Origin of the sequence: Cobetia crustatorum (genome assembly GCF_000591415.1) — a bacterium.
In the GTDB taxonomy this organism is placed as follows: Bacteria; Pseudomonadota; Gammaproteobacteria; order Pseudomonadales; family Halomonadaceae; genus Cobetia; species Cobetia crustatorum.
The window spans coordinates 1-23,507 of the sequence record NZ_JEMF01000018.1; the positions used below are offsets into that span (position 1 = coordinate 1).

At 58.0% G+C, this 23,507-nt stretch carries 18 protein-coding genes and 3 pseudogenes; 16 read left to right on the forward strand and 5 right to left on the reverse strand.

Features of this window, described 5'->3' with window-relative positions; genetic code table 11:
• Positions 1–27 precede the first annotated feature (27 nt).
• From ftsY to BF12_RS21040, 5 genes and pseudogenes are all read left to right on the forward strand, one after another.
• Positions 28–1,376, forward strand: a pseudogene (gene ftsY, locus BF12_RS18655) (signal recognition particle-docking protein FtsY).
• The gene (gene ftsE / locus BF12_RS0104380; RefSeq protein ID WP_024951214.1) at positions 1,373–2,041 is read left to right on the forward strand and encodes a cell division ATP-binding protein FtsE; all 669 of its coding nucleotides are present in this window, start codon (positions 1,373–1,375) and stop codon (positions 2,039–2,041) included. The pseudogene ftsY and the gene ftsE overlap by 4 nt, the downstream one beginning before the upstream one ends.
• On the forward strand, positions 2,038–3,066 hold the full coding sequence (ftsX, locus tag BF12_RS0104385) for a permease-like cell division protein FtsX (protein WP_024951215.1): 1,029 nt from the start codon (positions 2,038–2,040) through the stop codon (positions 3,064–3,066). The genes ftsE and ftsX overlap by 4 nt, the downstream gene beginning before the upstream one ends.
• Before the next feature lie 247 nt (positions 3,067–3,313).
• Positions 3,314–4,189: an RNA polymerase sigma factor RpoH gene (rpoH, locus tag BF12_RS0104390; RefSeq protein WP_024951216.1), complete on the forward strand. Its 876-nt coding sequence runs from the start codon at positions 3,314–3,316 to the stop codon at positions 4,187–4,189.
• 174 nt (positions 4,190–4,363) lie between these two features.
• A complete protein-coding gene (locus BF12_RS21040) occupies positions 4,364–6,994 on the forward strand; it encodes a putative bifunctional diguanylate cyclase/phosphodiesterase (RefSeq protein ID WP_024951217.1) in 2,631 nt (876 codons plus the stop codon).
• Positions 6,995–7,131: 137 nt separating this feature from the next.
• On the opposite strand, the gene slmA is transcribed toward BF12_RS21040, so the two are convergent.
• From slmA to coaBC, 5 genes and pseudogenes are all read right to left on the reverse strand, one after another.
• Positions 7,132–7,749 (reverse strand): nucleoid occlusion factor SlmA, encoded by a 618-nt coding sequence (gene slmA, locus BF12_RS0104400; RefSeq protein WP_024951218.1) that lies wholly within the window; start codon positions 7,747–7,749, stop codon positions 7,132–7,134.
• A 113-nt stretch (positions 7,750–7,862) separates the two neighbouring features.
• Complete coding sequence (gene argB / locus BF12_RS0104405; RefSeq protein WP_024951219.1) at positions 7,863–8,780, reverse strand: acetylglutamate kinase; 918 nt, start codon at positions 8,778–8,780, stop codon at positions 7,863–7,865.
• Positions 8,781–8,908: 128 nt separating this feature from the next.
• On the reverse strand, positions 8,909–10,291 hold the full coding sequence (locus BF12_RS0104410; protein ID WP_024951220.1) for a phosphomannomutase/phosphoglucomutase: 1,383 nt from the start codon (positions 10,289–10,291) through the stop codon (positions 8,909–8,911).
• Between the two features lie 110 nt (positions 10,292–10,401).
• Positions 10,402–10,860, reverse strand: coding sequence for a dUTP diphosphatase (gene dut, locus BF12_RS0104415; RefSeq protein WP_024951221.1), 459 nt, complete (start codon positions 10,858–10,860; stop codon positions 10,402–10,404).
• Positions 10,860–12,226, reverse strand: a pseudogene (coaBC, locus tag BF12_RS18665) (bifunctional phosphopantothenoylcysteine decarboxylase/phosphopantothenate--cysteine ligase CoaBC). The gene dut and the pseudogene coaBC overlap by 1 nt, the downstream one beginning before the upstream one ends.
• 330 nt (positions 12,227–12,556) lie before the next feature.
• Between coaBC and radC the strand changes: the two are divergent.
• The 11 genes and pseudogenes from radC to BF12_RS0104475 all read left to right on the forward strand — a co-directional run bounded on the left by radC (position 12,557) and on the right by BF12_RS0104475 (position 23,405).
• Entirely contained in the window at positions 12,557–13,231 is a 675-nt protein-coding gene (radC, locus tag BF12_RS0104425) for a RadC family protein (protein ID WP_024951222.1), read from the forward strand.
• A 397-nt stretch (positions 13,232–13,628) separates the two neighbouring features.
• Positions 13,629–13,865 carry a 50S ribosomal protein L28 gene (gene rpmB, locus BF12_RS0104430; protein ID WP_024951223.1) on the forward strand — a complete coding sequence of 79 codons (237 nt, stop codon included), beginning with the start codon at positions 13,629–13,631 and terminating at the stop codon, positions 13,863–13,865.
• Positions 13,866–13,956: 91 nt separating this feature from the next.
• The gene (gene rpmG / locus BF12_RS0104435) at positions 13,957–14,112 is read left to right on the forward strand and encodes a 50S ribosomal protein L33 (protein WP_024951224.1); all 156 of its coding nucleotides are present in this window, start codon (positions 13,957–13,959) and stop codon (positions 14,110–14,112) included.
• 158 nt (positions 14,113–14,270) lie between these two features.
• Complete coding sequence (gene mutM, locus BF12_RS0104440; RefSeq protein ID WP_024951225.1) at positions 14,271–15,086, forward strand: bifunctional DNA-formamidopyrimidine glycosylase/DNA-(apurinic or apyrimidinic site) lyase; 816 nt, start codon at positions 14,271–14,273, stop codon at positions 15,084–15,086.
• A 116-nt stretch (positions 15,087–15,202) separates the two neighbouring features.
• Complete coding sequence (locus BF12_RS0104445; RefSeq protein ID WP_024951226.1) at positions 15,203–16,393, forward strand: class I SAM-dependent rRNA methyltransferase; 1,191 nt, start codon at positions 15,203–15,205, stop codon at positions 16,391–16,393.
• 144 nt (positions 16,394–16,537) lie between these two features.
• Positions 16,538–16,906, forward strand: coding sequence for a putative signal transducing protein (locus BF12_RS18670; protein ID WP_024951227.1), 369 nt, complete (start codon positions 16,538–16,540; stop codon positions 16,904–16,906).
• Positions 16,903–17,412, forward strand: coding sequence for an acyl-CoA thioesterase (locus tag BF12_RS0104455; RefSeq protein WP_024951228.1), 510 nt, complete (start codon positions 16,903–16,905; stop codon positions 17,410–17,412). Before BF12_RS18670 ends, BF12_RS0104455 begins: the two co-directional genes overlap by 4 nt.
• Positions 17,413–17,631: 219 nt before the next feature.
• Positions 17,632–18,747, forward strand: coding sequence for an alanine dehydrogenase (gene ald / locus BF12_RS0104460; protein WP_024951229.1), 1,116 nt, complete (start codon positions 17,632–17,634; stop codon positions 18,745–18,747).
• Between the two features lie 151 nt (positions 18,748–18,898).
• A complete protein-coding gene (locus tag BF12_RS0104465) occupies positions 18,899–19,912 on the forward strand; it encodes a tryptophan--tRNA ligase (RefSeq protein ID WP_024951230.1) in 1,014 nt (337 codons plus the stop codon).
• A gap of 292 nt (positions 19,913–20,204) precedes the next feature.
• Positions 20,205–21,433: pseudogene (locus tag BF12_RS18675) on the forward strand (YeeE/YedE family protein).
• A 292-nt stretch (positions 21,434–21,725) separates the two neighbouring features.
• A complete protein-coding gene (locus tag BF12_RS0104475; protein ID WP_024951231.1) occupies positions 21,726–23,405 on the forward strand; it encodes an NAD-dependent malic enzyme in 1,680 nt (559 codons plus the stop codon).
• The last annotated feature ends 102 nt before the right edge of the window (positions 23,406–23,507 follow it).

Consider the following 23,507-nt stretch of genomic DNA (forward strand, 5'->3'; position numbering starts at 1 on the left):
CAGGCCGCCCAAGCTGAAGCGGATCGCATTGCTACTGAGCAGGCCGCCAAGGCTGAAGCCGAACGCATTGCTGCTGAGCAGGCCGCCAAGGCTGAAGCGGATCGCATTGCCACCGAAAAAGCGGCTGAAATCCAAGCACAAGCGATTGCAGAAGAAGTCGCTGCAGCCGCACGTGTAGAAGACGCACGTGTTGTTGCGCGTCAGGAAGAAGAGCGCATTGCCGAAGCGCGAGCCGCAGCCGAGTTTGTGGCCATCGAGGAAGAGGAGCGTGCGGCACTGGAGCAAGCTCGCCAGGAAGCTGAAGTACGTGCCGCTGAAGGCATCGCTGCCTCTATTCACGAGGAGCTGGAGGCTGACGCATCAACCAATGCCTCGGAAGATGAGCGGGATACTGCTCGTGATGGCCGTGAGAAGCCGCGCCGTGGTTTCTTCGCGCGCATGAAAGCAGGGCTTGGCAAGACGCGCGCCAACCTGACAGAGGGCGTTGCTAGCCTGTTCCTCGGCAAGAAGCAGATTGACGATGAACTGATGGAAGATCTCGAGACCCAGCTGCTGATGGCAGATGTGGGGATCGAGGCCACCACCGAGATCATCGATAACCTGACGGCACGTATCTCCCGCAAGGAGCTTAAAGAGCCGGAGGCGCTTTATCAGGCGTTGCAGGAAGAGCTGCGCGTGATGCTGGCACCGGTTGCACGTGACATCGAGCTGCCGCCCAAGGGCAGTGGTCCCTTCGTGATTCTGATGATCGGGGTCAACGGGGTCGGCAAGACCACCACCATCGGCAAGCTGGCCAAGCGCTACCAGAGCCAGGGCCGCAGCGTGATGCTGGCGGCTGGCGATACCTTCCGCGCGGCAGCGGTCGAGCAGCTCAAGGTCTGGGGAGAACGCAACAAGGTGCCGGTCATCGCGCAGCACACCGGCGCTGATAGCGCATCTGTCATCTATGACGCGCTGGAGGCAGCCAAGCACGTAACGTCGATATTTTGATTGCTGATACTGCTGGGCGTCTGCACAACAAGAGCCATCTGATGGAAGAGCTCAAGAAGGTGCAGCGCGTGATGGCCAAGCTGGACGTCAATGCGCCGCACGAAGTGATGCTGGTACTGGACGCGGGTACCGGGCAGAACGCACTGGCGCAGGCGACCACCTTCCATGAGGCGGTCAATATTACTGGCCTGACGCTGACCAAGCTTGATGGCACTGCCAAGGGCGGCATTATCTTCGCGTTGGCCAAGCAGCTCAATCTGCCGATTCGCTATATTGGCGTCGGTGAAGGTGTGGATGATCTGCGTCCCTTCGCAGCCGATGATTTCGTCAGTGCGTTGTTTGCCCGTAGTGGGGAAGAGGTCGACGAGGAGCAGCGCGAGGCATGATCGCATTCGAGCATGTAGGCAAGCGTTATGGTGGGCGCTTTGATGCACTGGCCGGGCTCGACTTCACGGTCGAGCGAGGCGAAATGGCTTTTCTCACTGGGCATTCCGGCGCAGGAAAGAGCTCACTGCTCAAGCTGATCATGCTCCTTGAGCGGCCTTCGCGGGGGCGCATACTGGTGGCCGGCCATGATATCGGCCGACTGCACGTCTCCCAGGTACCGTATTACCGCCGCCAGATTGGCGTGGTCTTTCAGGATCATCAGCTGCTCAGCGATCGCAATATATTCCATAACGTGGCACTGCCGCTGATGATTCAGGGTGTTACACCACGTGAACAGGCTCGGCGCGTGCGGGCTGCGCTCGACAAGGTGGGTTTGCTACACCGAGAAAAGGCACTGCCGGTTGAGTTATCCGGTGGTGAGCAGCAGCGGGTGGGGATCGCGCGCGCCGTGGTCAACAAGCCTGCGTTGCTGCTGGCAGATGAGCCTACTGGTAATCTCGATCCGGCGTTATCCGCAGACATAATGCGGTTGTTCGAGGATTTCAATCGCATCGGTACCACGGTGATGATTGCCAGCCACGACTTGGCGCTGATTGCGGGCCTGCACCATCGCACGCTTGAACTCGCCGATGGCCGCCTGATTGCTGACAAGGATGCTCGATGAGTTCTTCTCGCCTTCGCACACGCAAGCCGACTCCCGAAGCAGTAGAATCTGCCGATGCTGCTGAGCGTCGCGCACGCAAGGGGGCACGCTCCAGTCGAGTCTCCGTCGAGAGTCGCTATCGTAGTTGGTTGAGCCATCATGGCGCCATGGCGCGTGATAGTGCTCGACGACTGCTCGTTACACCGATTGCCAGTCTTCTCACCATGCTTGCTATCGCCATCGCACTGACATTACCGGCGGCATTATGGCTGGCGCTGGATAGTGCGCGGTTGTTGGATAATGAGCTCAACGACAGTGCTCAGTTGACGCTGTATCTTGATACCTCCGTCAGTGAAGGGCGGGCGCTGGACCTGGCAGATCGATTGCGAGACGAGCAGGGCATCGGCGGTGTGCGTCTGATCACTGCGGCTGAAGGCATGGAAGAGTTCGCTCAGGCGCTGGACCTCAAGCGTTCCTTAAGCTTGCTGGATAATAATCCACTCCCCGCCAGTATCATGATTACACCTGTCGATACGACGCCGGAGTCTGTGCATCAGCTGGCGACTCGACTGGAAAGTGAACCGGGCGTGGAGAGCGCGCGGCTCGATCTGGCCTGGTTGGAGCGTCTTCGCCAATTGGGTGAGCTAGGCCAAAAAGTGACGCTGGGATTGGCGGTCTTGTTTGGTCTTGGTGTTCTGCTAGTCGTGGGTAATACCATTCGCCTATCCGTAGAGAGCCGCCGGCAGGAAATTGAAGTGGTGACACTGATTGGAGCAACGCATGCCTTTGTGCGACGTCCTTTCTTGTACAGTGGCGCTTGGTATGGGCTGGGGGGCGGGTTGCTGGCCTGCGGGATTCTGGCGCTAGGAGGTAGCTGGCTGGCAGCTCCTGTGACGGGCCTTGTACAAAGCTATGGCGGCAACTATGTGTTGCCTTCACTGGGGCTTTCAGGCGGCGCTGCACTGCTGTTTTCGAGTACAATACTGGGCTGGGTCGGTGCCTGGTTTGCGGTAGGGCGTCATCTCGCCAGCATATCCCCACGTTAATTATTGGCGATCAGCTGTCGATATTGTCATGACGGCAGGCAACGATTACGCCCCGACAACATTTTTACCGGGTGGCAGTGAAAGGAGGGTGGGCGATTAAACGTTTTTCTCACTTTGTCATGTTACGCCGCGCAACGTGACATGACATTTATACACGTCATGTACAGCCTTGACGGGAACCTGTTGCAACCTTCACAGTCTTACTACTTGCATGCGTGAATTAGGCAACCATGGAGACATCTGTATTATGAGCACTAGTCTTCAGCCACTTGGCCATCTGTCACCGGGTCAAGATCTAAACGGCTATATTCAGTCGGTGAACCGTATCGCTGTGCTTACTGCGGAAGAAGAGCATGAGCTAGCGTTACGTCTGCATGAAGAAAATCATCTGGAATCGGCACGTCGTCTCGTCATGTCGCACCTGCGCTTCGTTGTACATATCGCGCGCAGCTACAGCGGTTATGGCTTGCAGCAGGCAGATCTGATCCAGGAAGGTAATGTCGGCCTGATGAAAGCGGTCAAGCGCTTTGATCCTCATCAGGGAGTTCGTCTGGTCTCCTTTGCTGTGCACTGGATCAAGGCCGAAATCCACGAGTTTGTGTTGCGTAACTGGCGTATCGTCAAGGTCGCGACCACCAAGGCTCAGCGTAAGCTGTTCTTCAACCTGCGTGGTGCCAAGAAGCGTCTGGGGTGGTTGAACAATGATGAAGTAGACGCGATTGCGGGTGATCTGGACGTCAAGCCCACAGTAGTGCGTGAGATGGAAAGCCGTCTCTCTGCACACGATGCGGGGTTTGATGCAGGGCCCAGCGACGATGAAAGTTCTGCTTATCAGGCGCCGGCCAACTATCTCGAAGACCATAGCCTTGACCCGGCCGCTCGGGTTGAGCAGCAGGACATGGAAAACGACTCCCATGGTCGCTTGCTGAAAGCATTGGCTGCGCTGGATGAGCGCTCTCGCGATATCCTGCAGCAACGCTGGTTGAGCGATAACAAGTCAACCTTGCATGAGCTTGCTGATATCTATGGCGTGTCTGCTGAACGTATTCGCCAGCTTGAAAAAAATGCCATGAAGAAGCTGCGTGAATCGATGGGTGATATGAGTGAAGGCTTCGCTGCCTAAGTTCACTCTTGGATAATGCTGCGATGAATAAAGATACCCCTCGAGAATCTCGACGGGGTATCTTCGTTGAGGCAGGGTCGATACTAATAGGGAAGCAGTTATCAGTTGAACAGTGCAACATAATGTTTCATTCTGTTACAGTGCGATATATTTCATTCCTTTATTGGTGGCTCTGTGGACCCAATTTCTCCCCGTGACGGTGGTACACATTCGCTATGGCGGATCTTTGGCATCAATGCCGCCTTGCTGGTGGTGCTTGGGGGGCTCTATCTGGCCAGCCAGTGGTTCGATGTGCGCGAGCAAGAGATGCGAAGACTTGAGGCGCTGGATACTCAACTACACATCTCCACTGAGCAGCTGATTTCAGATGTCGCTCGCGAAATGATGGTGCTGGAACGAGTGTTGCGGGGGGAGAGTGATGATCAGTGGCGTGGCTCGCTTGAAAGTGCGCTGGGGCGGCACCCCTCGTTAGTCTCCTTGATAGCGGTACCGTTCGCTGATTATCGCGGAAGTAGTCTTCGTCAGATTGGTGTCGGGCGCAGCTGCAGTTGGCAGCTTTCTCAGTCCGAGGCTCAGGCATTGCCGGGGCGCAGCAGCCTGCTGTTTGGGTCAGCGTTACCGCTGGCATCCGGGCAACCAGGTCTCCCGTTTTATCGATATATGGATGTCGAAGGCATGCCTTGGCTAATCATCGGTTGCCTGGATTTCTCGGAGTCTCGTAGCCTACTGGCCAATCCTGGCTCTGATGAAGGTCAGCGCCTGCGTTTGTTCTCGACCAACGGTTTGCTGTTGTTCTCCAGTCCTCAGGAACATGCGCTAGGCATTACAGGGAAGCTGCCGCTGTCTTCTCTGGCCAGCATGGGCAAGTACATCTCGGAGCGTGGCGTGCGTCGTTATCATGTGCCGGGTTTTGATGGACGCCCCCGCATGGCCGCAGGCAGTTATATCGCACCTCTCAAGCTATTCAGCGTGGTAAGTCAGCCAGTGTCCACTCTATGGTGGTACTGGTGGCAGCGTACTTGGTTCGGTCTATTGCTGGGCGGTATCTTTCTGGTAGTTCTCGTCGTCGTTGTGGCCCGTGCTGAACGTCAGCGTGGCGAACGTCATGATGAGCTTGAAGGGGCGCTGGAATCCATGACCGCGCGCTCACGCACCCTGATTACCCTGATGGATAACTTGCCAGGCGTGGTGTATCGCATTGAGGTCAATACAGGTGTGTTGACGTTTATCAGCAGCGGTGCCGCGGAACTATTCGGACGTTCTGCCGAGTCGCTGGTGGGTGCCGGCGTCACGTTGTCCGAATTGATCCATCAGGAAGATCGTCAGGCTGTCAGCACGGCGCGTCACTGGGCAATGTGCGCCCAGATGCGCCATGAGCAGGTATTCAGAATTATCGCCGACCACGAGCGTTGGGTGCTGGAACGTAGTGTGATGATCGAGGGCGAGGACGGAGTGCGCTACTGGGAGGGCTTGCTGCTCGATATCAGCGCCCACAAGGAATCCGAGCGGCAGCTCGACTTCCTTGCGCGACACGATGCTCTGACCGGCCTCCATAATCGTAAAGCCTTCATGGCGGCGGCCGATGAAAATGTCGCGGTTGGCGGGCTGATGATCTATGCCGATATTGATCGCTTTTCCACCGTCAATGATGGGTTGGGTCATGAAGCTGGTGACCAACTGTTGGTATCAATGGGCGAGCGACTGCGACGTCTATTGCCCCCCGGTGGGCTAGTGGCACGACTTGGGGCAGATGAATTTGGTCTCTATCTCCCTCATGGCAATGAGCATCCGGCGCAGGTAGTAGAAGAGCTCCAGCAAAAGATTGAGCGTCCGTTTACGATTCTAGGGCGGCCGCTGATCATCAGCCTGACAGCAGGCTACGCGCTGGCGGAATCGGGTGGTGATGCACAGGCGCTGATGCTGAATGCTGACGTAGCGCTTTATCACGCCAAGTCGCGTGGCGATCATGCGCTGTGCTGGGAGTCGTCGCTGGACAAGCATGTGGCATCACGCATGACGCTGGAACAAGACCTGCGTCAGGCCATTGACCGTGATCAGCTATACCTTCACTACCAACCTCAATTGAATGCAGAGGGCGAGTTGCTAGGTGTTGAGGCGCTGTTGCGCTGGCAGCATCCAGAGCTAGGCATGATCTCGCCCGCGCAGTTCATCCCATTGGCAGAGGAGACAGGGCTGATTTTCCGGCTTGGGCGCTTTGTGCTGGAGGAGGCCTGTGCCCAGATGGTGCGCTGGCAAGAAGTGGGGCTTCACATGCCGCGTATGGCCGTCAATCTTTCGGCGCGGCAGCTGACATCTGGATATGAGCATGAGGTGATCAGCGTACTGGAAAGCCAGAATCTCTCGCCGACGCGGTTGGAGGTTGAGGTGACCGAGACGCTGCTGATTCAGGATATGGAAGGCGGGTTGGCTGTATTGAATGCGTTGCGTGAGCTGGGAGTGAGAGTGGCGCTGGATGACTTCGGGCAAGGTTATTCCTCGCTCTCCTACCTCTCATCGTTACCACTGGATGTCCTCAAGGTGGATCGCAGTTTTGTCATGAAGATGGATGCGCTTGCGATAGTAGACAGCGGTAATCGTTGCCCCAATCATCAAGCCACTCAACTCATAGGGGCCATCATCAGCCTGGGACATTCGCTGGGGCATGAAATTGTGGCGGAAGGTGTCGAGACCGAAGCACAGTTTGAGGGACTGAAGCAGTTGGGTTGTGATTCCTATCAGGGCTTCCTGCTGGCACGCCCGATGTCAGCAGACGCCATTGTCGAGCGATTCATGACAGTAAGTTGATGTATCGCTCTAGCACGCCCTGCATTTTGTGGACATGAGAAAAGCTCTAGGTGCAAAAAAGCCCTGCCTGCAATCATTGCAGGCGGGGCTTTTTTTGGTTGGTCTAGCTTATTGGGATCAATCAGCGATGTGCCTCATCAGACAGCGATACGCTCCTGACTGCTCAGCAGTAGATCACGGCTCAACAGCATCCACTGGTCTTCCCAATGCTCTGTCGGGCGTTTTCGATAATCACTGCGCACATATTGACCGATACGGCCTTCTGCACAAGCCAGCAGCAAATTGGCAGCCGCTGTGACAGTAATTGCCGGTCGCAGCCCTTCGCGAGGTTCGGCTTCGCGAAGCACCTGTTTGAGCTGGGTCTCGAGGCGCTCGAACAGCTGCGCCATGCGAACGCGCAGGCGTGCCGTCTCACCGGTAAGTGCATCACCGTTGAGCAATCGACACAGGCCCGGGTTCTTCTCGGCAAAACCCAGCAGTAGACTCAGGATATGGTGCACCCGAGCATGAGCTGTGTCGTTGTCTTGAAGAATCAATGCGATACGCTCGAATAGAGTGGTCTCGATAAACTCGATTAGCCCCTCGAACATTCGCGCCTTGCTGGGGAAATGACGATAAAGTGCCGCTTCTGACACGCCGACCTGACGTGCCAATGCCGCGGTAGTGATACGTTTGCCGCTGTCCTCTTCCAGCATCAATGCGAGTGCCTGAAGGATCTGTTCGCGACGGGATTGTTTTGGATTCGCCTGCGTCATGGGATCTTGTCGTTTCTCGCGGCCTATAGCGATGTGCTATGGGCGGGTACGTGTCCTGAGGCGTGTTGGCTGCCTCGCGCGAAATACCGGGGCATACCCCGGCTTTAGGCTCTTTAAGCCGTAACAGGGTCCGCTTCAGCGTTGCTGATCAGCGTGCCAACCCCGGCATTCGTGAAGATTTCAAGCAGGGTAGCGTGCGGAACGCGGCCATCAATGATGTGTGCGCTACGGACACCTTGTTTTACGGCATCCAGGGCACAGCTGATCTTGGGCAACATGCCGCCGTAGATGGTGCCGTCTTCAATGAGCGCGTCTACCGCTTCAGTGGTCAGGCCAGTCATGACTTCACCTTCGGCATTCAAGAGGCCCGCTACGTTGGTCAGCAACATCAGCTTCTCGGCACCCAATGCCTCGGCGACCTTGCCAGCCACCAGGTCGGCATTGATATTGTAGCTGCGGCCCTCTGCATCGACCCCGATCGGCGCGATGACAGGAATGAAGTCATTGCGTGTCAGCAGCTCGATCAGGTCAGTAGAAACGTGCTCCACTTCACCAACATGACCGATGTCGATGATTTCCGAGGCATTCATGCCCGGCATATGTCCGCTGACCTTGAGCTGACGTGCACGAATCTGACTGTTGTCCTTGCCGGTCAGGCCGATGGCCTTGCCACCGCACTGATTGATCAGATTGACGATGCCTTTGTTGACCAGGCCGCCGAGTACCATCTCGACCACATCCATGGTCTCGGCATCAGTCACACGCATGCCATCAACGAAGCGTGATTCGATGTTGAGCTTGGCGAGTAGAGCACCGATCTGAGGGCCGCCGCCGTGCACGACCACTGGATTGATGCCGACTTCCTTCATCAGCACCATGTCACGTGCAAAGGAGTTGATCAGGGCTTCTTCGGTCATGGCGTTGCCGCCGTACTTGACCACCACGGTCTTGCCGGAGAACTGCTGGATATAAGGCAGGGCTTCGGACAGGACCTCGACCACCTGATGTGGGTCGCGGTTGGCGTGGCTCATCAGCGTATCACTCCACAGAAATTAGGTCCGGAAATTGTCGTCGGAAAAGCATGTGCGGCGACGGGGTCTTCCGTCGCCGCACGTTCTATCTGTCCATCATGTCATATTTGAAACTGTAGAGATGCAGATCAGAAGGGCGCCACGATGCTGGGCTCTGCCTGCTTGAGTGCGGCACGGAAGCTGTCCTTGATGCGCTCCAGGGATTCCTCGGATTTGCCTTCAAAGCGCAGCACTAGCACTGGTGTGGTGTTGGAGGCACGACACAGTCCCCAGCCGTCAGTGTAGTCAACGCGAATACCGTCGAGGGTGGTCTTGACGCCATCAGTCCCGAAGTCGCCTTCACGCGCAAGGCGCTCGACGATAGCGAACTTGGTCTCATCGGTCACCTCGACATTGATCTCGGGGGTGCCGAGGTCCTGCGGATAACGATCGAAGAAGGTGTCAGCGTCCACATCCTGCTTGGCCAGAATCTCCAGCAGGCGTGCGGCACCATAGATACCATCATCAAAGCCGAACCAGCGTTCCTTGAAGAAGATGTGGCCGCTCATTTCGCCGGCCAGCGCCGCGCCGGTTTCCTTCATGCGCGCCTTGATCAGTGAGTGACCAGTGCGCCACATTTCCGGCGTGCCGCCAGCTTTCTCGATCACGGTCGCCAGATTGCCGGTGCACTTGACGTCAAAGATGATGCGCGCGCCCGGCACACGTTCGATCAAATCCTCGGAGAGCGCCATCATCAGGCGATCCGGATACAGGATTTCCCCCTTGGGAGTGACAACGCCAAGACGGTCGCCGTCGCCATCAAAGGCCAGGCCGATATCAGCACCGGTCTCCTTCACCTTGGCAATCAGGTCCTGAAGGTTTTCCGGCTTGCCCGGGTCCGGGTGGTGATTCGGGAAGTTGCCGTCGATCTCATCGAATAGAGCGATGGTGTCAACGCCAAGGCGACGGATGAGCTCTGGCCCCAGCTCACCTGCCACACCATTGCCGCAGTCGACCACTGCCTTGAGCGGACGCTTGACGACCACATCGCCGGTGATCTGCTCCAGGTAGCGCTCACGCACGTCTTCTTCGCGCAGACTGCCTTCGCCTTGGCTCAGGTCATTCTCCGCGAGACGACGATATAGATCGGTAATGGTATCGCCAGACAGGGTTTCGCCCGCCAGAACGATTTTCAGACCATTGTAATTGGCCGGATTATGGCTACCGGTCAGCATCACGCCGGAACGGGTACCTTCCAGGATGTTGGTGGCGTAGTAGAGCACCGGGGTCGGCACCATGCCGATGTCGATGACATCACGGCCGGCATCACGCAGGCCCGCGATCAGCGCCTTGGACAGACGTGGTCCGGAGAGACGGCCATCCCGCGCGACCACGACGGTGGATTCACCGCGTGCAGCGGCTTCGCTGCCGATGGATTGGCCGATGGCGCGTACGCCGTCTTCGGTGAGCGTCTCGTCAACGATCCCACGGATATCGTAGGCGCGAAAAATTGAAGCGGGTACCTGGCTCATGGTGCATCCCTGTCGGTTGAATCAATCATTAAGACTGTGCGGTCGCTTGCTGACCTGTGATGAATGGTGCGAATACCTGAGGCGTTTGAGGTGCCTGGGATGGCAAGGGCTCAGTGGCGGCCCGAGTGGCCGAAGCCACCCTCACCACGCTCACTGGCGTCGAATTCCGTGACCTCAACCAGCTCTGCCTGCACGACAGGTACTAGCACGTACTGTGCCAGTCGCTCACCGGGTTCCAGCACGAACTCGCTGGTACCGCGGTTCCAGACTGAAATCATCAGTTCGCCCTGGTAGTCGGAATCGATCAAGCCAACCAGATTGCCCAGCACGATGCCGTGTTTGTGACCCAAACCGGAGCGCGGCAGGATCATGCCGGCCAGTGCCGGGTCGGCAATGTGAATTGCGAGGCCAGTACGGACCAACTCACAGGCACCGGGTGCCAGTGTCAGTGGTGTATCCAGCAGGGCCCGCAGGTCCATTCCAGCGCTGCCGGGAGTGGCGTGATGCGGCAGCGGATAGTCGCGAACGCGCTCGTCGAGAATCTTGAGTTCGAGCTGGGGGCGGGTCATCAAGGTGTTTCCTGATCGTCAATGGCAGCAGGTGAGGTTGGTGAAGTGGTGCCATGCTGGGCATCACTCTCGGCACTCATGCTTGTCTTGTGGTGATGAAGCGTCAGCGCGCGGAGTAGTATCTCACGCGCCAGCGCGAATTTTGGGCAGGCGTCGATGGCCTGCTGCGCGATCGAATCACGCTCGTGCCACAACAAGGTGGCGGCATTGGAATCGCTGCCGAAACCAAGTCCCGGCGTACTGACATCATTGGCCACGATCATGTCGAGGCGCTTGCGCGTCAGCTTGTCGCGAGCATAGTGGGCTACATCGCGCGTCTCGGCGGCAAAGCCACTATCAGAGGCGCTGGCTGTCCGGCGGTGCGGTATTTATGGCTGCGGCTCGCAATACCGGCAATGATATCGGGATTGCGTGTCAGCACGACCTGCATCTGCTCTTCACCCGCCTGTTTCTTGAGCTTGTGCGTGGCGACCTCGGTCGGACGGAAGTCAGCGACGGCGGCGCAACCGATGAAGATATCACTGTCCTCGAACGCTGCCTCCGCCGCAGCTTGCATCTCAAGTGCAGACTCTACGTCGATGCGCTCCACGCCTGCTGGTGTTGACAGGGCGACAGGGCCGCTGATCAACCGCACACTGGCACCCAGTGCCACGGCTTCGGCGGCCAATGCGTATCCCATCTTGCCGGAACTGTGATTGCTCAGGTAGCGCACGGGATCAAGCGCTTCACGAGTCGGGCCAGCAGTCAATGTGATGCGTAGGCCACTGGCTGGCAGCTCACTTGAAGCAGCCGTTGAGTGGCTTGATACGACGGTGCCTGAAGTGAGCTGCTCACTCAGTGCTTTAAAGATGTCGTCTGGCTCCAGCATGCGGCCAGCACCGATATCGCCGCAGGCCTGTTCGCCGCTATCTGGCCCAAGCAGTGTCCATCCATCAGCGACCAATTGTTGAGCATTACGCTGTGTCGCAGGGTGCCCCCACATGGCTTGATTCATCGCTGGGGCCATTACCCAGTGCGCATCATTCGCTAGGCACAACGTAGTTAGCAGATCATCAGCATGGCCATGGGCTAGCCGCGCCATCAGGTCGGCCGTGGCGGGAGCAATGAGAATGACCTCTGCCCAGCGTGCCAGTTCGATATGACCCATGCCGGCTTCGGCCTCAGGGTCGAGCAATGATGTATGCACTGGATTGCCCGACAGTGCCTGCAGGGTCAGTGGCGTAATGAAGGCTTGGGCTCCCTCCGTCATGGCAACACGTACCTCACACCCCGCCTTTTTCAAAAGGCGAGTGAGGAGGGCGGCTTTGTAGGCCGCAATGCCACCGCTAATGCCTAGCAGAATGCGCCGTCCGGTGAGTGAGTGCATGGTATGTCCTGCGTCCCTGATTCGTCGATTTTTAAGCGCTTGAGTCTGCCCTCTACCATATCACCGTGATGCAACCTTGCGTAGCGTCTCCGGCAGCGTACGGCGGCTGTCGCGAGTGCATTGACTGGCCTTCCCTCCTGCCCTTCCATCTTGGCTTTCAAGGCTTGCGTTGAAGGAATAAGCGTTGAGAGTGCTGGTGGCAGGCTTGGAGTGAGGTGACCACTCTTCTCATGCTTTACGACCAGGTGAGTCTGGTGTGAAGCACTTGTCGGCGCCTGCGCTGGATATTGATCCGCCGCCGTATTTCGGGCAACACGGAAGGAGCAGGGCATGGGGATTCGGGAGTGGCCAGTCGGGGAGCGCCCGCGTGAAAAGTTGATTTCGCTAGGTGCTGCGGCATTGTCAGATGCTGAGCTGTTGGCGATATTCTTGCGAGTCGGCATCAAGGGGCGTTCTGCCGTTGATCTGGCTCGTGACCTGCTGACCACCTTTGGTGGGCTTAGACCGTTGTTGGAGGCAACGAAAGACGAATTCTGTGCCGCCAGAGGTCTTGGTGATGCCAAGTATGTCCAACTGCAGGCTTCGCTTGAGCTATCGCGTAGACATCTGGAAAGCTTGTTGATGCGCGGTGCAGCGCTGACGTCGCCTGTCCTGGTAAGGCGCTATCTGTCATCGCATCTACGCGATTTGCCGCATGAGGTCTTCGCGGCGCTTTTCCTTGATAGTCAGCATCGCGTCATACGCTTTGAAACGCTGTTCACTGGCACACTGGATGCTGCTGCGGTCTATCCGCGCGAAGTGGTCAAGCGTGCGTTAGCACTTAATGCAGGCGCCTTGATTCTGGCCCACAATCACCCATCAGGTGTTGCTGAGCCCAGCGATGCCGATCGACGAATCACTCAACGATTGGAAGAGGCGCTGGGCCTGTTTGATATTCGTGTGCTGGATCATTTCGTGGTGGGTGACGGTGAAGTCATCTCTTTTGCGGAGCGTGGCTGGTTATAAAAGAGCGAATGGCCAGCGTCATGTGAGACATGCTGTATGACGGGGGATTGCAAAACAGGGCACTGATTGTGGTAATGTTGCGCCTCCCGTATCACCCACCACAGAATTCGCGACCACTCTGGCCGACATTGGCTGAGTGAAGCGTTCGGCTAAGCAAGCGGCTGTACCGATGTGACACTTCGGGCACGGGCGTGTTGGCGAAAAAAATCCGACTTGGGCGTGCTTTCGCGTCACTCTTCGGGTAAAATGCTGCGCCTGCACGTTCCAGTACCCTGAAGCTTGTCTTCCGGAATGGACGTAACACACTTTGAAATCAGGGCATGAGGCGGCGCCTGCCACTTCCGGTTTGCCCGACAGGTTTTGAACAACTTAGCCAACGCAGCGGTTGGAGGCTCCAATGTCCAAAGTATGTCAGGTTACCGGCAAGCGCCCGGTGACTGGTAACAATGTTTCTCACTCCCAGCGCAAGACTCGTCGCCGGTTCCTGCCGAACCTGCACACCCACCGTTTCTGGGTTGAATCCCAGCAGCGCTTCGTCAAGCTGCGTGTCTCTACCAAGGGCATGCGCATCATTGACAAGAAGGGTATCGACGATGTCCTCAAGGACCTCACTGCACGTGGCGAGCGCTTCTAAATTTTAGAAGACAGCCTTGTAGCAATGGCAACCGGACCGAGAGCAATGCTTTCATCCGTTCGGTGAATGCGAATGTGGAAGGAAACTGAAAATGCGTGACAAGATCAAATTGGTGTCAAGTGCCGGTACAGGTCACTTCTACACCACCGACAAGAACAAGCGTAACACTCCGGACAAGCTTGAATTCAAGAAGTACGATCCGGTTGTTCGCAAGCACGTGATGTACAAGGAATCCAAGATCAAGTGATCTTGTTTCCCGTCAGCGTGCTGTCGGAATCCTCGAAAACCCGGTCCTGACCGGGTTTTCGAGTATCTGGATACTGCCCGATTGGGCATATCCCGCAACAGGGTGTCGGCACTGGCCGTCGCCCTGTTGCGCGTTTGGCCGTAAGTCGAGGACAAAGCATGCCCGAATTACCAGAAGTCGAGACGACTCGTCGCGGTATCGCGCCGTTGGTTGAGGGGCAGGAAGTTACCGAGGTGATCGTTCGTCAGCCACGTCTGCGTACGCCTGTCCCTGGAGAGCTTGCCGAATGGTTGGTCGGACATCGCTTTGGTGAATTGTCTCGGCGCGCCAAGTATCTGTTACTGCCTATTGCTGAGGGCCATCTACTCTGGCATCTAGGCATGTCGGGTAGTCTCAGATTGGTACCGCTGGGCACTCCGCCGCGTACTCACGACCACGTGGATGTGGTGCTGGGCAACGGGCAGATACTTCGCTATCACGACCCGCGTCGCTTTGGTTTCGTGGATTTCGTGAGTGGCGATCCGTATGCGGATATTCGGTTGAGCCGGCTGGGGCCTGAACCGCTGTCCTCGGCATTTACCGGTGAGTATTTCTTCACGCGCTCGCGCCGTCGCCGTGTCGCGATCAAGCCGTTCTTGATGGATAACGCCAACGTGGTCGGGGTGGGTAACATCTACGCCAGCGAAGCGCTATTCATGGCCGGTATTGATCCGCGTCGACCTGCGGGTGAAGTGACCCGCGAAGAGTGCGATCGTCTAGTCACATCGGCAAGTACGGTGCTGGCGGCGGCCATTGAGCAGGGCGGCACGACCCTGCGTGACTTCGTTGGCGGTGATGGTAAGCCGGGCTACTTCGCCCAACGCCTCAATGTCTACGGACGTGGTGGCGAGCCGTGTCGCGAATGCGGTCATGAGATCACGAGTCTGGTGCTAGGCCAGCGGGCGAGCTGTTTTTGCCCTTACTGCCAGCACTAGACCACTGCTTGACCGGGGGGCTCCGTGACCGGGGTCGCCTTGACGACTAGAATAGGCCCGTTCGGGCGCGTCCTGTCGTCGTCCTGTCCCCTTTCTCTGCTTTCTGGATATTTCCTGTGACTGAACGTCTGCGCCTGAAAAAGAATGCTGATCGCCGCCTCAAGGCTGGCCATCTGTGGCTGTACTCCAATGAAGTCGACATCGTCGAGACACCGCTCAAGAATTTCGAGCCGGGCGCTCAGGCCATCATCGAGGCCAGCAATGGCCGTGCGATGGGCGTGGCATACGTCAACCCGAACTCGCTGATCTGTGCACGTATCGTGTCGCGCGACCCGGAGCAGCGTCTCGATCGCTCGCTGTTGGTTCATCGCTTCAATCAGGCACTGGCCCTGCGTGAGAGTCTTTACGACAAGCCTTACTATCGCCTGGTACATGGTGAAGGTGATCTGTTGCCGGGGCTGGTCGTTGATCGTTTTGGCGACGTATTGGTGTGTCAGCTGAATACGTTTGGCATGGAGCGTCTGGCGGAAGTGATCGTCGATGCGCTGCTGAAGGTCGTCAAGCCGACGGCCATCGTATTCAAGAACGATTCCAGCGGTCGTCGTCAGGAACAGCTCGATCGTAGCGTCGAAGTTGTCTACGGCGAACTGCCGGACCAGGTCATGCTGGAAGAGAATGGCGTCAAGTTCACTGCGCCAGTACTCGACGGCCAGAAAACCGGTTGGTTCTACGATCACCGCGACAACCGTGCCTGGCTCAATCGCCAGGTAAAGGGTAAGCGCGTATTGGATCTATTCAGCTATGTCGGTGGCTGGGGCGTGCAGGCAGCAGCGAATGGTGCCAGTGAAGTGCTGTGTGTCGACTCTTCTGCTGCCGCACTGCAACGCGTCTCTGACAATGCCGTGCTCAATGGTGTCGAAGACCGTGTCTCCACCGCGGAAGGTGATGTCTTCGAGGCCATGGCTGCACTGCGTGCTGAAAGCGAGCAGTTTGACGTGATCATCGTCGATCCGCCGGCCTTCATCCGCAAGCGCAAGGACATCACCAACGGCGAGCGTGCCTATGCGCGTCTGAATCGTGAAGCCATGCGTCTGCTGGGTCGTGACGGTTTGCTGATGTCAGGTTCCTGCTCCATGCATCTGGCGCCGGACCGTCTGATGGATGTCGTACGTGGTGCTGTGCGCCATCAGGATCGCCACGGTCAGGTCATCTTCCAGGGGCATCAGGGCAGTGATCATCCGGTGCATCCATCGATTCCCGAGACGTCCTATCTCAAGGCGCTTGGTCTGCGGGTCTATCGCGACTGATCTCTTGTTGCCGCTCGATCATGACAATGCCGCCCCTCGGGGCGGCATTGTCGTTTCTGGCCTGTTCGTTCTGGCCTGTCCGTTTCTGATTACATCGCGCTCAGTCAGTCGTTTTCAGCCCAAGGACTCTGATAGTCTGAGAGCATGTATAAACGACTGACATCACATCACAATCTCGTGCTCATCGATCACTGGCGCAATCTGCTGGAGAGTGAAGGGATTCCCTGTGAATTGCGCAACCGTTTGCTTGGCGCGGCAGCGGGTGAGTTGCCGGTGCACGATTGCGAACCTCAGCTGTGGGTGGCCGAGCACAATCTGTCGCGTGCCAAACGTCTACTGGCGCGTATTGAGGCGGCGCCTACGCAGCCGGATTGGCAGTGTGCGTGTGGAGAGCAGCTCGAAGGTAGCTTCAGTGAGTGTTGGGCCTGTGGCGCCAGTGCACCGCTGGGCGAAGGAAGGCACAAGGAGGAGCGCGATGGTGATGTTCACGATGATCCGGAGTTTGTCGCATGAGTGCTGATGGCCAGACGACTGAGGCGCCCACCGGGCCTGATACGTTGAAGGAGCCCTCTGCTGGAGACTGGGCGCTGCCGCGTCCTTTTCTGTTGCCCATCACGGTGAACCGGGAAGCGTTGGATGGCTATGGTCATGTCAATAACGCCGAGTATGTGCGCTGGCTTGAGCGCATCAGCTGGGCGCATTCCGAGGCACTTGGGCTCGGGATTGAGCACTACCGAGAGCATGATCGCGGCATGGCGGTACATCGTCATGAGATCGATTACCTGGCCAGTGCCCGCCTTGATGAATCATTGATGTTGGCGACCTGGCTGGTGGACTGTGATGGTCGCCTCAGTCTGACACGACGCTTCCAACTGCGACGCTGCTCGGATGGCTTGACATTATTGGCGGCGCGCACACGTTTTGTATGTATTGAGCTCTCGAGTGGGCGCGCGCGACGGATGCCAGCTGCCTATCGTGAGTGCTACGGGGCAGCGTTGGTGAGCGAGGATTCTGCATAGTAGCCAACATTCCCTGCATTCTTCTGTGAAGAGGATGTGATTTGGTGGATGCCGCTAGCATCTGGCTGGCGAGACAGCGTTATGTCTGCTGTGCTTAGAGAGTGTCATGTGTAATGTGCGGCATTCTCTAGCTGCACTTCGTTAGTAGTGCTTCGCCAACAGTACTTTGCAAGTTCCACTCCGCCAGCAGTACTCCGCCAGCAGTACAAGGAATTCGCCATGCAGATCGCCGTGCCGAAGGAAATCAAGAACCATGAATATCGCGTTGCACTCACTCCCGCGGGGGTGCGTGAGCTGATTGCCCATGGGCATGAGGTCACGGTCGAGTGTGGCGCAGGAGAGGGCAGCGGTTATAGTGATGCCGAGTATCAGGGCGTTGGGGCGCGACTGGAATCCGCTGTCGAGCGTGTCTTCTCTTCCGCTGAGCTTATCCTCAAGGTCAAGGAACCCCAGCCGAGCGAGGTGGCCCGCCTCTCGAAGGGACAGACGCTCTTCACCTATCTGCATCTGGCCGCCGCGCGTGAACTGACCGAGAGTTTACTGGCCAGTGGCGTGACCGCGATTGCTTACGAAACGGTGACGGATGCCGCAGGAGGCTTGCCGCTGCTGGCACCGATGAGTCGTGTCGCGGGGCGTATGGCCATCCAGGCCGGTGCGCATGCGCTGGAAAAGGCCCAGGGCGGGCTGGGCGTGCTATTGCCGGGTGTTCCCGGTGTCGCTCCAGCGCGCGTCACGGTGATTGGTGGAGGTGTCGTGGGCGAGAACGCCGCGCGTATGGCGCTGGGGCTGGGCGCTGAAGTCGTGATTCTTGATACCTCATTGGCTCGCCTCGAAACGCTGGATCATCGTTATCAAGGTCAGATTCGCACTGTCTACTCCACGTCAGAAGCGCTGGACGAAGCGGTACGCCACTCTGCGCTCATCATCGGGGCGGTACTGGTGCCCGGTGCTGCGGCCCCCAAGCTGATTCGGCGCGAGCATCTGCGCAACATGACACCGGGGGCGGTGCTGGTCGACGTCGCGATCGATCAGGGCGGCTGCTTCGAGACCAGCCGACCGACCACGCATGCTGATCCTATCTATCTGGTCGATGGCATCGTCCACTACTGCGTGGCCAACATGCCGGGCGCCGTATCGCGTACATCGACTCAGGCTCTCACCAGTGCCACGCTTCCGTATGTCGTACGCCTCGCCAATGGTGGCTTCCGCAAGGTGTTAAGTGAAGATCGCCACTTTGCTGGTGGCCTCAATGTCCACGATGGCCACCTGATTCTGCCTGAAGTGGGAGAAGCTTTTGACATGCCTGTCACGCCACTGGATGAGGCGCTGAGATAAGGTGGTGAGGAGGGCGGAGCAGCCCTTACGAAGGCTATCCACCTCGGGGTAAGATAATGGCATCATGCATCGGGGCATCCGTCAGAGGCGGCTGCCCCGATGCGACTTGCTTGCAAGATTATCCCGACACAGACGGCCAAGAAGTGCATCCATGACCAAGACCCGCGTTCTTACCGGCATTACGACCACCGGCACCCCTCACCTCGGCAACTATGTCGGCGCCATCAAGCCCGCCATTGAGGCCAGCCAGGACCCAACGGTCCAGTCCTTCTATTTCCTCGCTGACTTCCACGCCCTGATCAAGTGTCAGGACCCGAAGCGAGTGCAGGAGTCGCGCCGTGAGATCGCCGCGACCTGGCTGGCGCTGGGCCTGGATACCGACAACGCCATCTTCTATCGCCAGTCGGACGTGCCGGAGATTCCGGAGCTGATGTGGTTGCTCAACTGTGTCTGCGCCAAGGGCCTGATGAATCGTGCACATGCCTACAAGGGTGCCGTGGCCGAGAACGAGGAAGCGGGCATCGAGGATGCAGATCGCGGCATCAGCATGGGTCTGTTCAGCTATCCGGTGCTGATGGCGGCGGACATCCTGATGTTCAATGCTCACAAGGTGCCGGTCGGACGTGACCAGATCCAGCATATCGAGATGGCACGTGACATGGCAGGGCGTTTCAACCACCTCTTCAAGGGCAATTACTTCACCATGCCCGAGGCGGTGACCGACGAGAAATCCCAGCTGCTGCTGGGCCTCGACGGCCGCAAGATGTCCAAGAGCTACAACAACACCATTCCGCTGTTCGGCACCGAGAAGCAGCTGCTCAAGAGCGTGCGCAAGATCAAGACCAACTCGCTGGAGCCGGGGGAGCCGAAGGACCCGGATACCTGTTCCCTGTTCCAGATCTATTCGGCCTTCGCCACCGAGGCGGAAGTCGCCGCCATGCGTGAGCAGTACGCCGCCGGCATTGGCTGGGGCGATGCCAAGAATCAGCTGTTCGAGTATCTGAACGATCATCTCAAGGCTCCGCGTGAGCGTTACGTCGAGCTGATGGATGATCCGGCGCATGTCGAGGCCATTCTCAAACGTGGTGCCGAGCGTGCACGTGATGAGGCCGCGCCGATGATGACGCGTCTACGGAGTGCAGTGGGCCTGGGCAACTTCATCTAAGCCCACCTGTCAGGTTGCCTTCGAGTGCATCCTCCTTCCATCGCTTTTACGCGTGAATGAGCTCAGCACCATGAGCGTGAAACGCCCGTCATTGACCTCAATGGCGGGCGTTTCTGTTGGTCGGGATCGTGGATGAGGTTGTGGGAAAGTATTAGCCTCTCCATATATCTTAAAAGAATGATTAGCTCGCTTAAAATTCATTCACAGGCATAAAGAGGCGCGCTAGGCTTGGCGCATTGAAGGAAAGCGACATGATTATATCCAAGGGGAGCAAGACATGAGTCACCAAGCGATGCCGGGCAAGGCCAGTGAGCCTGCTCTGCCCTCTACCACCATCAGTCCGCGGGCCATCTGGGCTGGTGGCCTGCTAGTGATTGCCGCAGTGCTGCTGACGCTGGTGTCTGGCTGGCGTCAGGGCCTGTTGCTACTGATCGGCGGTGCCTGGGTGTGGTGCTTTATCACGCCGCCTTCGGCTTCACCTCGGCATGGCGAGTGTTCATCACAGATCGCCGTGGTCGTGGCCTGCGCGCTCAGATGCTGATGCTGGCGATTGCCGTAGTGCTGTTCTTCCCTGTGCTGGCGGGGGGCAGTCTGTGGGGGCAGGAGGTTTCTGGCTTCGTCTCGCCGCTGGGCACCTCAGTGGTGGTCGGTGCCTTCCTGTTCGGGCTCGGCATGCAGCTGGGCGGCGGTTGCGCCTCGGGCACGCTGTTCACCGTCGGTGGCGGCAATGCACGCATGATGATCACCCTGATCTTCTTCTGCGTTGGCTCCGTGATCGGTACCGCGCACTTCAGCTGGTGGCAGAGCCTGCCATCACTGCCGGCGGTCTCGCTGGTGGATAGCTTCGGCGCACTGGGTGGCATCATCGTAAGCCTGGTGCTGTTCGCCATCATCGTGGTGGTGACGCGTACGCTGGAAAAGCGCCGTCATGGTTCGCTTGAGAAAGCAGCCGTGACTGATAGCCAACCGCGCGGCCTGTCACGCTTCCTGCGAGGGCCCTGGCCGCTGCTGGCGGGGGCCGTGGCACTGGCACTGCTCAACTTTGCGACGCTGGCGCTGGCTGGCCGTCCGTGGGGCATCACCTCGGCCTTCGCGCTGTGGGGCACCAAGGCCTATACCGCGCTGGGTTTCGATGTCAGCGACTGGGGCTACTGGCAAGCAGCAGGTAATGCCAAGGCGCTGGCTGCACCGCTTTACCATGACATCACCACGGTCATGAATATCGGTATCATTGTCGGTGCGCTGGCGGCGGCACTACTGGCAGGCAAGTTCGCACCGAAGTGGAACATTCCGCTACGTTCGCTGGTCGCGGCCGTGCTGGGTGGGTTAATGCTTGGCTACGGCGCACGCTTGGCCTTCGGCTGCAATATCGGTGCCTACTTCGGCGGCATCGCCTCCGGCAGCCTGCACGGCTGGTTGTGGTTGGTAGCAGCCTTCGCTGGCAATATGCTGGGGGTGCGTCTGCGACCCTTCTTCTCGTTGGCACCGCGTAAGGCGGTTTCGCGAGCTGACCTCGCATAAAGAACGCACGAGAAAGGCATGAAATCAGGTGCCTTAAGCCAATGTAAGCGCCTTGTTTGAGCCATCAGTGATGGATTAAGCGAGGCGTTTTGCGTTGTAAGGGTCTCCTCGCTACGCAACGTCAGGCAACCCCGACCAGACTGCCGAAGCATAAGGTGCGCATGTTATCATCCGGCCTTGGTCGTACGTGGTAGTCGCACGTCGACAGGTCCCTCGGGCGTACGGCAGCCTGCAGTCATTCTGCGGTGAGTGTCGGACGTGAGGTCGTCCCAACTGATTCAAGAGTCCCGCCATGACCGATACTTCCAAGCGCTCCCTGTATATTCCCTATGCCGGCCCGAGCCTGCTCGAAATGCCGCTGCTCAACAAAGGCAGCGCCTTTAGCCTTGAAGAGCGTGTCAGCTTCAATCTGATGGGCCTGCTGCCGCAGAATGTCGAGAGCATCGAGGAGCAGGTCGCGCGCGTCTACAGTCAGTATCAGCAATGCACCAATGATCTCGACAAGCACATCTTGTTGCGCTCGGTGCAGGACGACAACGAGACCCTGTTCTTCCGTGTGATTGAAGAACACCTCGAAGAGATGATGCCGATCATCTACACCCCGACCGTTGGTCAGGCGTGCGAGGAATTCTCTAACATATACCGTAATCACCGCGGCCTGTTCATCTCCTATCCAGACCGCGAGCACATGGATGACATCCTGCGCTCCGCAACCAAGGACAACGTCAAGGTCATCGTTGTCACCGATGGCGAGCGTATTCTGGGTCTGGGCGATCAGGGTATTGGCGGCATGGGCATTCCCATCGGCAAGCTGTCGCTGTACACCGCCTGTGGCGGCATCAGCCCAGCCTACACTCTGCCGATCTCGCTGGATCTGGGCACCAACAATCAGAAGCTGCTCGACGACCCGCGTTACATGGGCTGGCGTCACGAGCGTGTCACTGGCGATGATTACAACGCCTTTGTCGCTGACTTCATCACTGCCGTGAAGCGCCGTTGGCCGAAAGCGCTGATCCAGTTCGAGGATTTCGCGCAGGCCAACGCCATGCCGCTGCTCGAGCGTTATCGTGATGAGGTCTGCTGCTTCAACGATGATATCCAGGGCACTGCCTCCGTGGTCGTCGCGACCCTGATGGCGGCCTGCAAGGCCAAAGGTGAGAAGCTCTCCGATCAGCGCGTCACCTTCCTGGGGGCTGGTAGCGCCGGTTGTGGTATCGCTGAGATGATCGTCGTGGCGATGGTCAAGGAAGGTATGGACGAGCGCGAAGCACGCAAGCGCGTTTATATGGTCGATCGCTTCGGCCTGCTGACCAGCGACATGGAAGGACTGTATGACTTCCAGAATCGTCTGGCACATGACGCTGCAAGCGTTACCGAACTTGGCGATCGCGGTCTGCTGGATGTGGTCAAAGGCACACATCCAACGATACTGATCGGTGTGTCCGGTCAGCGTGGCCTGTTCAGCGAAGAGGTGATTCGTGCCATGCATGCCGGCTGCGAAAGCCCGCTGGTCATGCCGTTGTCCAATCCCACTTCCCGTGTCGAAGTAACGCCGGCCGAAGTGATCGAATGGACTGACGGCAAGGCGTTGGTCGCGACCGGTAGTCCGTTCGCACCGGTCGAGCACAACGGCCACATCCATGCGATTGCCCAGTGCAACAATGCCTACATCTTCCCGGGCATCGGTCTGGGTGTACTGGCAGCCAATGCTTCGCGTATCACCGACAACATGCTGATGGCCGCCGCCAATGCATTGGCCAACAACGCGCCCATCGTCGTGAAGGGTGAAGGTGCACTGCTGCCGTCTCTGGGCGACATCCAGTCCATCAGCCGCCAGATCGCCTTTGATGTGGCGCGTCAGGCACAAACCGATGGTGTGGCTTTGGCCTCCAGCGAAGAAGTGGTTCTCGCCAACATCGAGAAGAACTTCTGGCAGCCACGCTATCGCTCCTACCGTCGCAAGGCATTCTAAACTCTCATCATGAGAGTGCCGCATAAAGAAACCCCCGCAGGCTCAGCCTGCGGGGGTTTTTGTCTTTCTGGTACTTAAGATTCAACCACCTTCAATGGGATT

Bases quoted from the DNA above. Each gene is read 5' to 3' on its own strand.
- ftsE (WP_024951214.1), top strand. From the start codon at position 1,373: ATGATCGCATTCGAGCATGTAGGCAAGCGTTATGGTGGGCGCTTTGAT.
- BF12_RS0104465 (WP_024951230.1), top strand. From the start codon at position 18,899: ATGACCAAGACCCGCGTTCTTACCGGCATTACGACCACCGGCACCCCT.
- dut (WP_024951221.1), bottom strand. From the start codon at position 10,860: ATGACCCGCCCCCAGCTCGAACTCAAGATTCTCGACGAGCGCGTTCGC.
- radC (WP_024951222.1), top strand. From the start codon at position 12,557: ATGGGGATTCGGGAGTGGCCAGTCGGGGAGCGCCCGCGTGAAAAGTTG.
- BF12_RS0104455 (WP_024951228.1), top strand. From the start codon at position 16,903: ATGAGTGCTGATGGCCAGACGACTGAGGCGCCCACCGGGCCTGATACG.
- mutM (WP_024951225.1), top strand. From the start codon at position 14,271: ATGCCCGAATTACCAGAAGTCGAGACGACTCGTCGCGGTATCGCGCCG.
- BF12_RS0104410 (WP_024951220.1), bottom strand. From the start codon at position 10,291: ATGAGCCAGGTACCCGCTTCAATTTTTCGCGCCTACGATATCCGTGGG.
- BF12_RS0104475 (WP_024951231.1), top strand. From the start codon at position 21,726: ATGACCGATACTTCCAAGCGCTCCCTGTATATTCCCTATGCCGGCCCG.
- ald (WP_024951229.1), top strand. From the start codon at position 17,632: ATGCAGATCGCCGTGCCGAAGGAAATCAAGAACCATGAATATCGCGTT.
- BF12_RS18670 (WP_024951227.1), top strand. From the start codon at position 16,538: ATGTATAAACGACTGACATCACATCACAATCTCGTGCTCATCGATCAC.
- slmA (WP_024951218.1), bottom strand. From the start codon at position 7,749: ATGACGCAGGCGAATCCAAAACAATCCCGTCGCGAACAGATCCTTCAG.
- rpmB (WP_024951223.1), top strand. From the start codon at position 13,629: ATGTCCAAAGTATGTCAGGTTACCGGCAAGCGCCCGGTGACTGGTAAC.
- ftsX (WP_024951215.1), top strand. From the start codon at position 2,038: ATGAGTTCTTCTCGCCTTCGCACACGCAAGCCGACTCCCGAAGCAGTA.
- rpmG (WP_024951224.1), top strand. From the start codon at position 13,957: ATGCGTGACAAGATCAAATTGGTGTCAAGTGCCGGTACAGGTCACTTC.
- rpoH (WP_024951216.1), top strand. From the start codon at position 3,314: ATGAGCACTAGTCTTCAGCCACTTGGCCATCTGTCACCGGGTCAAGAT.
- argB (WP_024951219.1), bottom strand. From the start codon at position 8,780: ATGAGCCACGCCAACCGCGACCCACATCAGGTGGTCGAGGTCCTGTCC.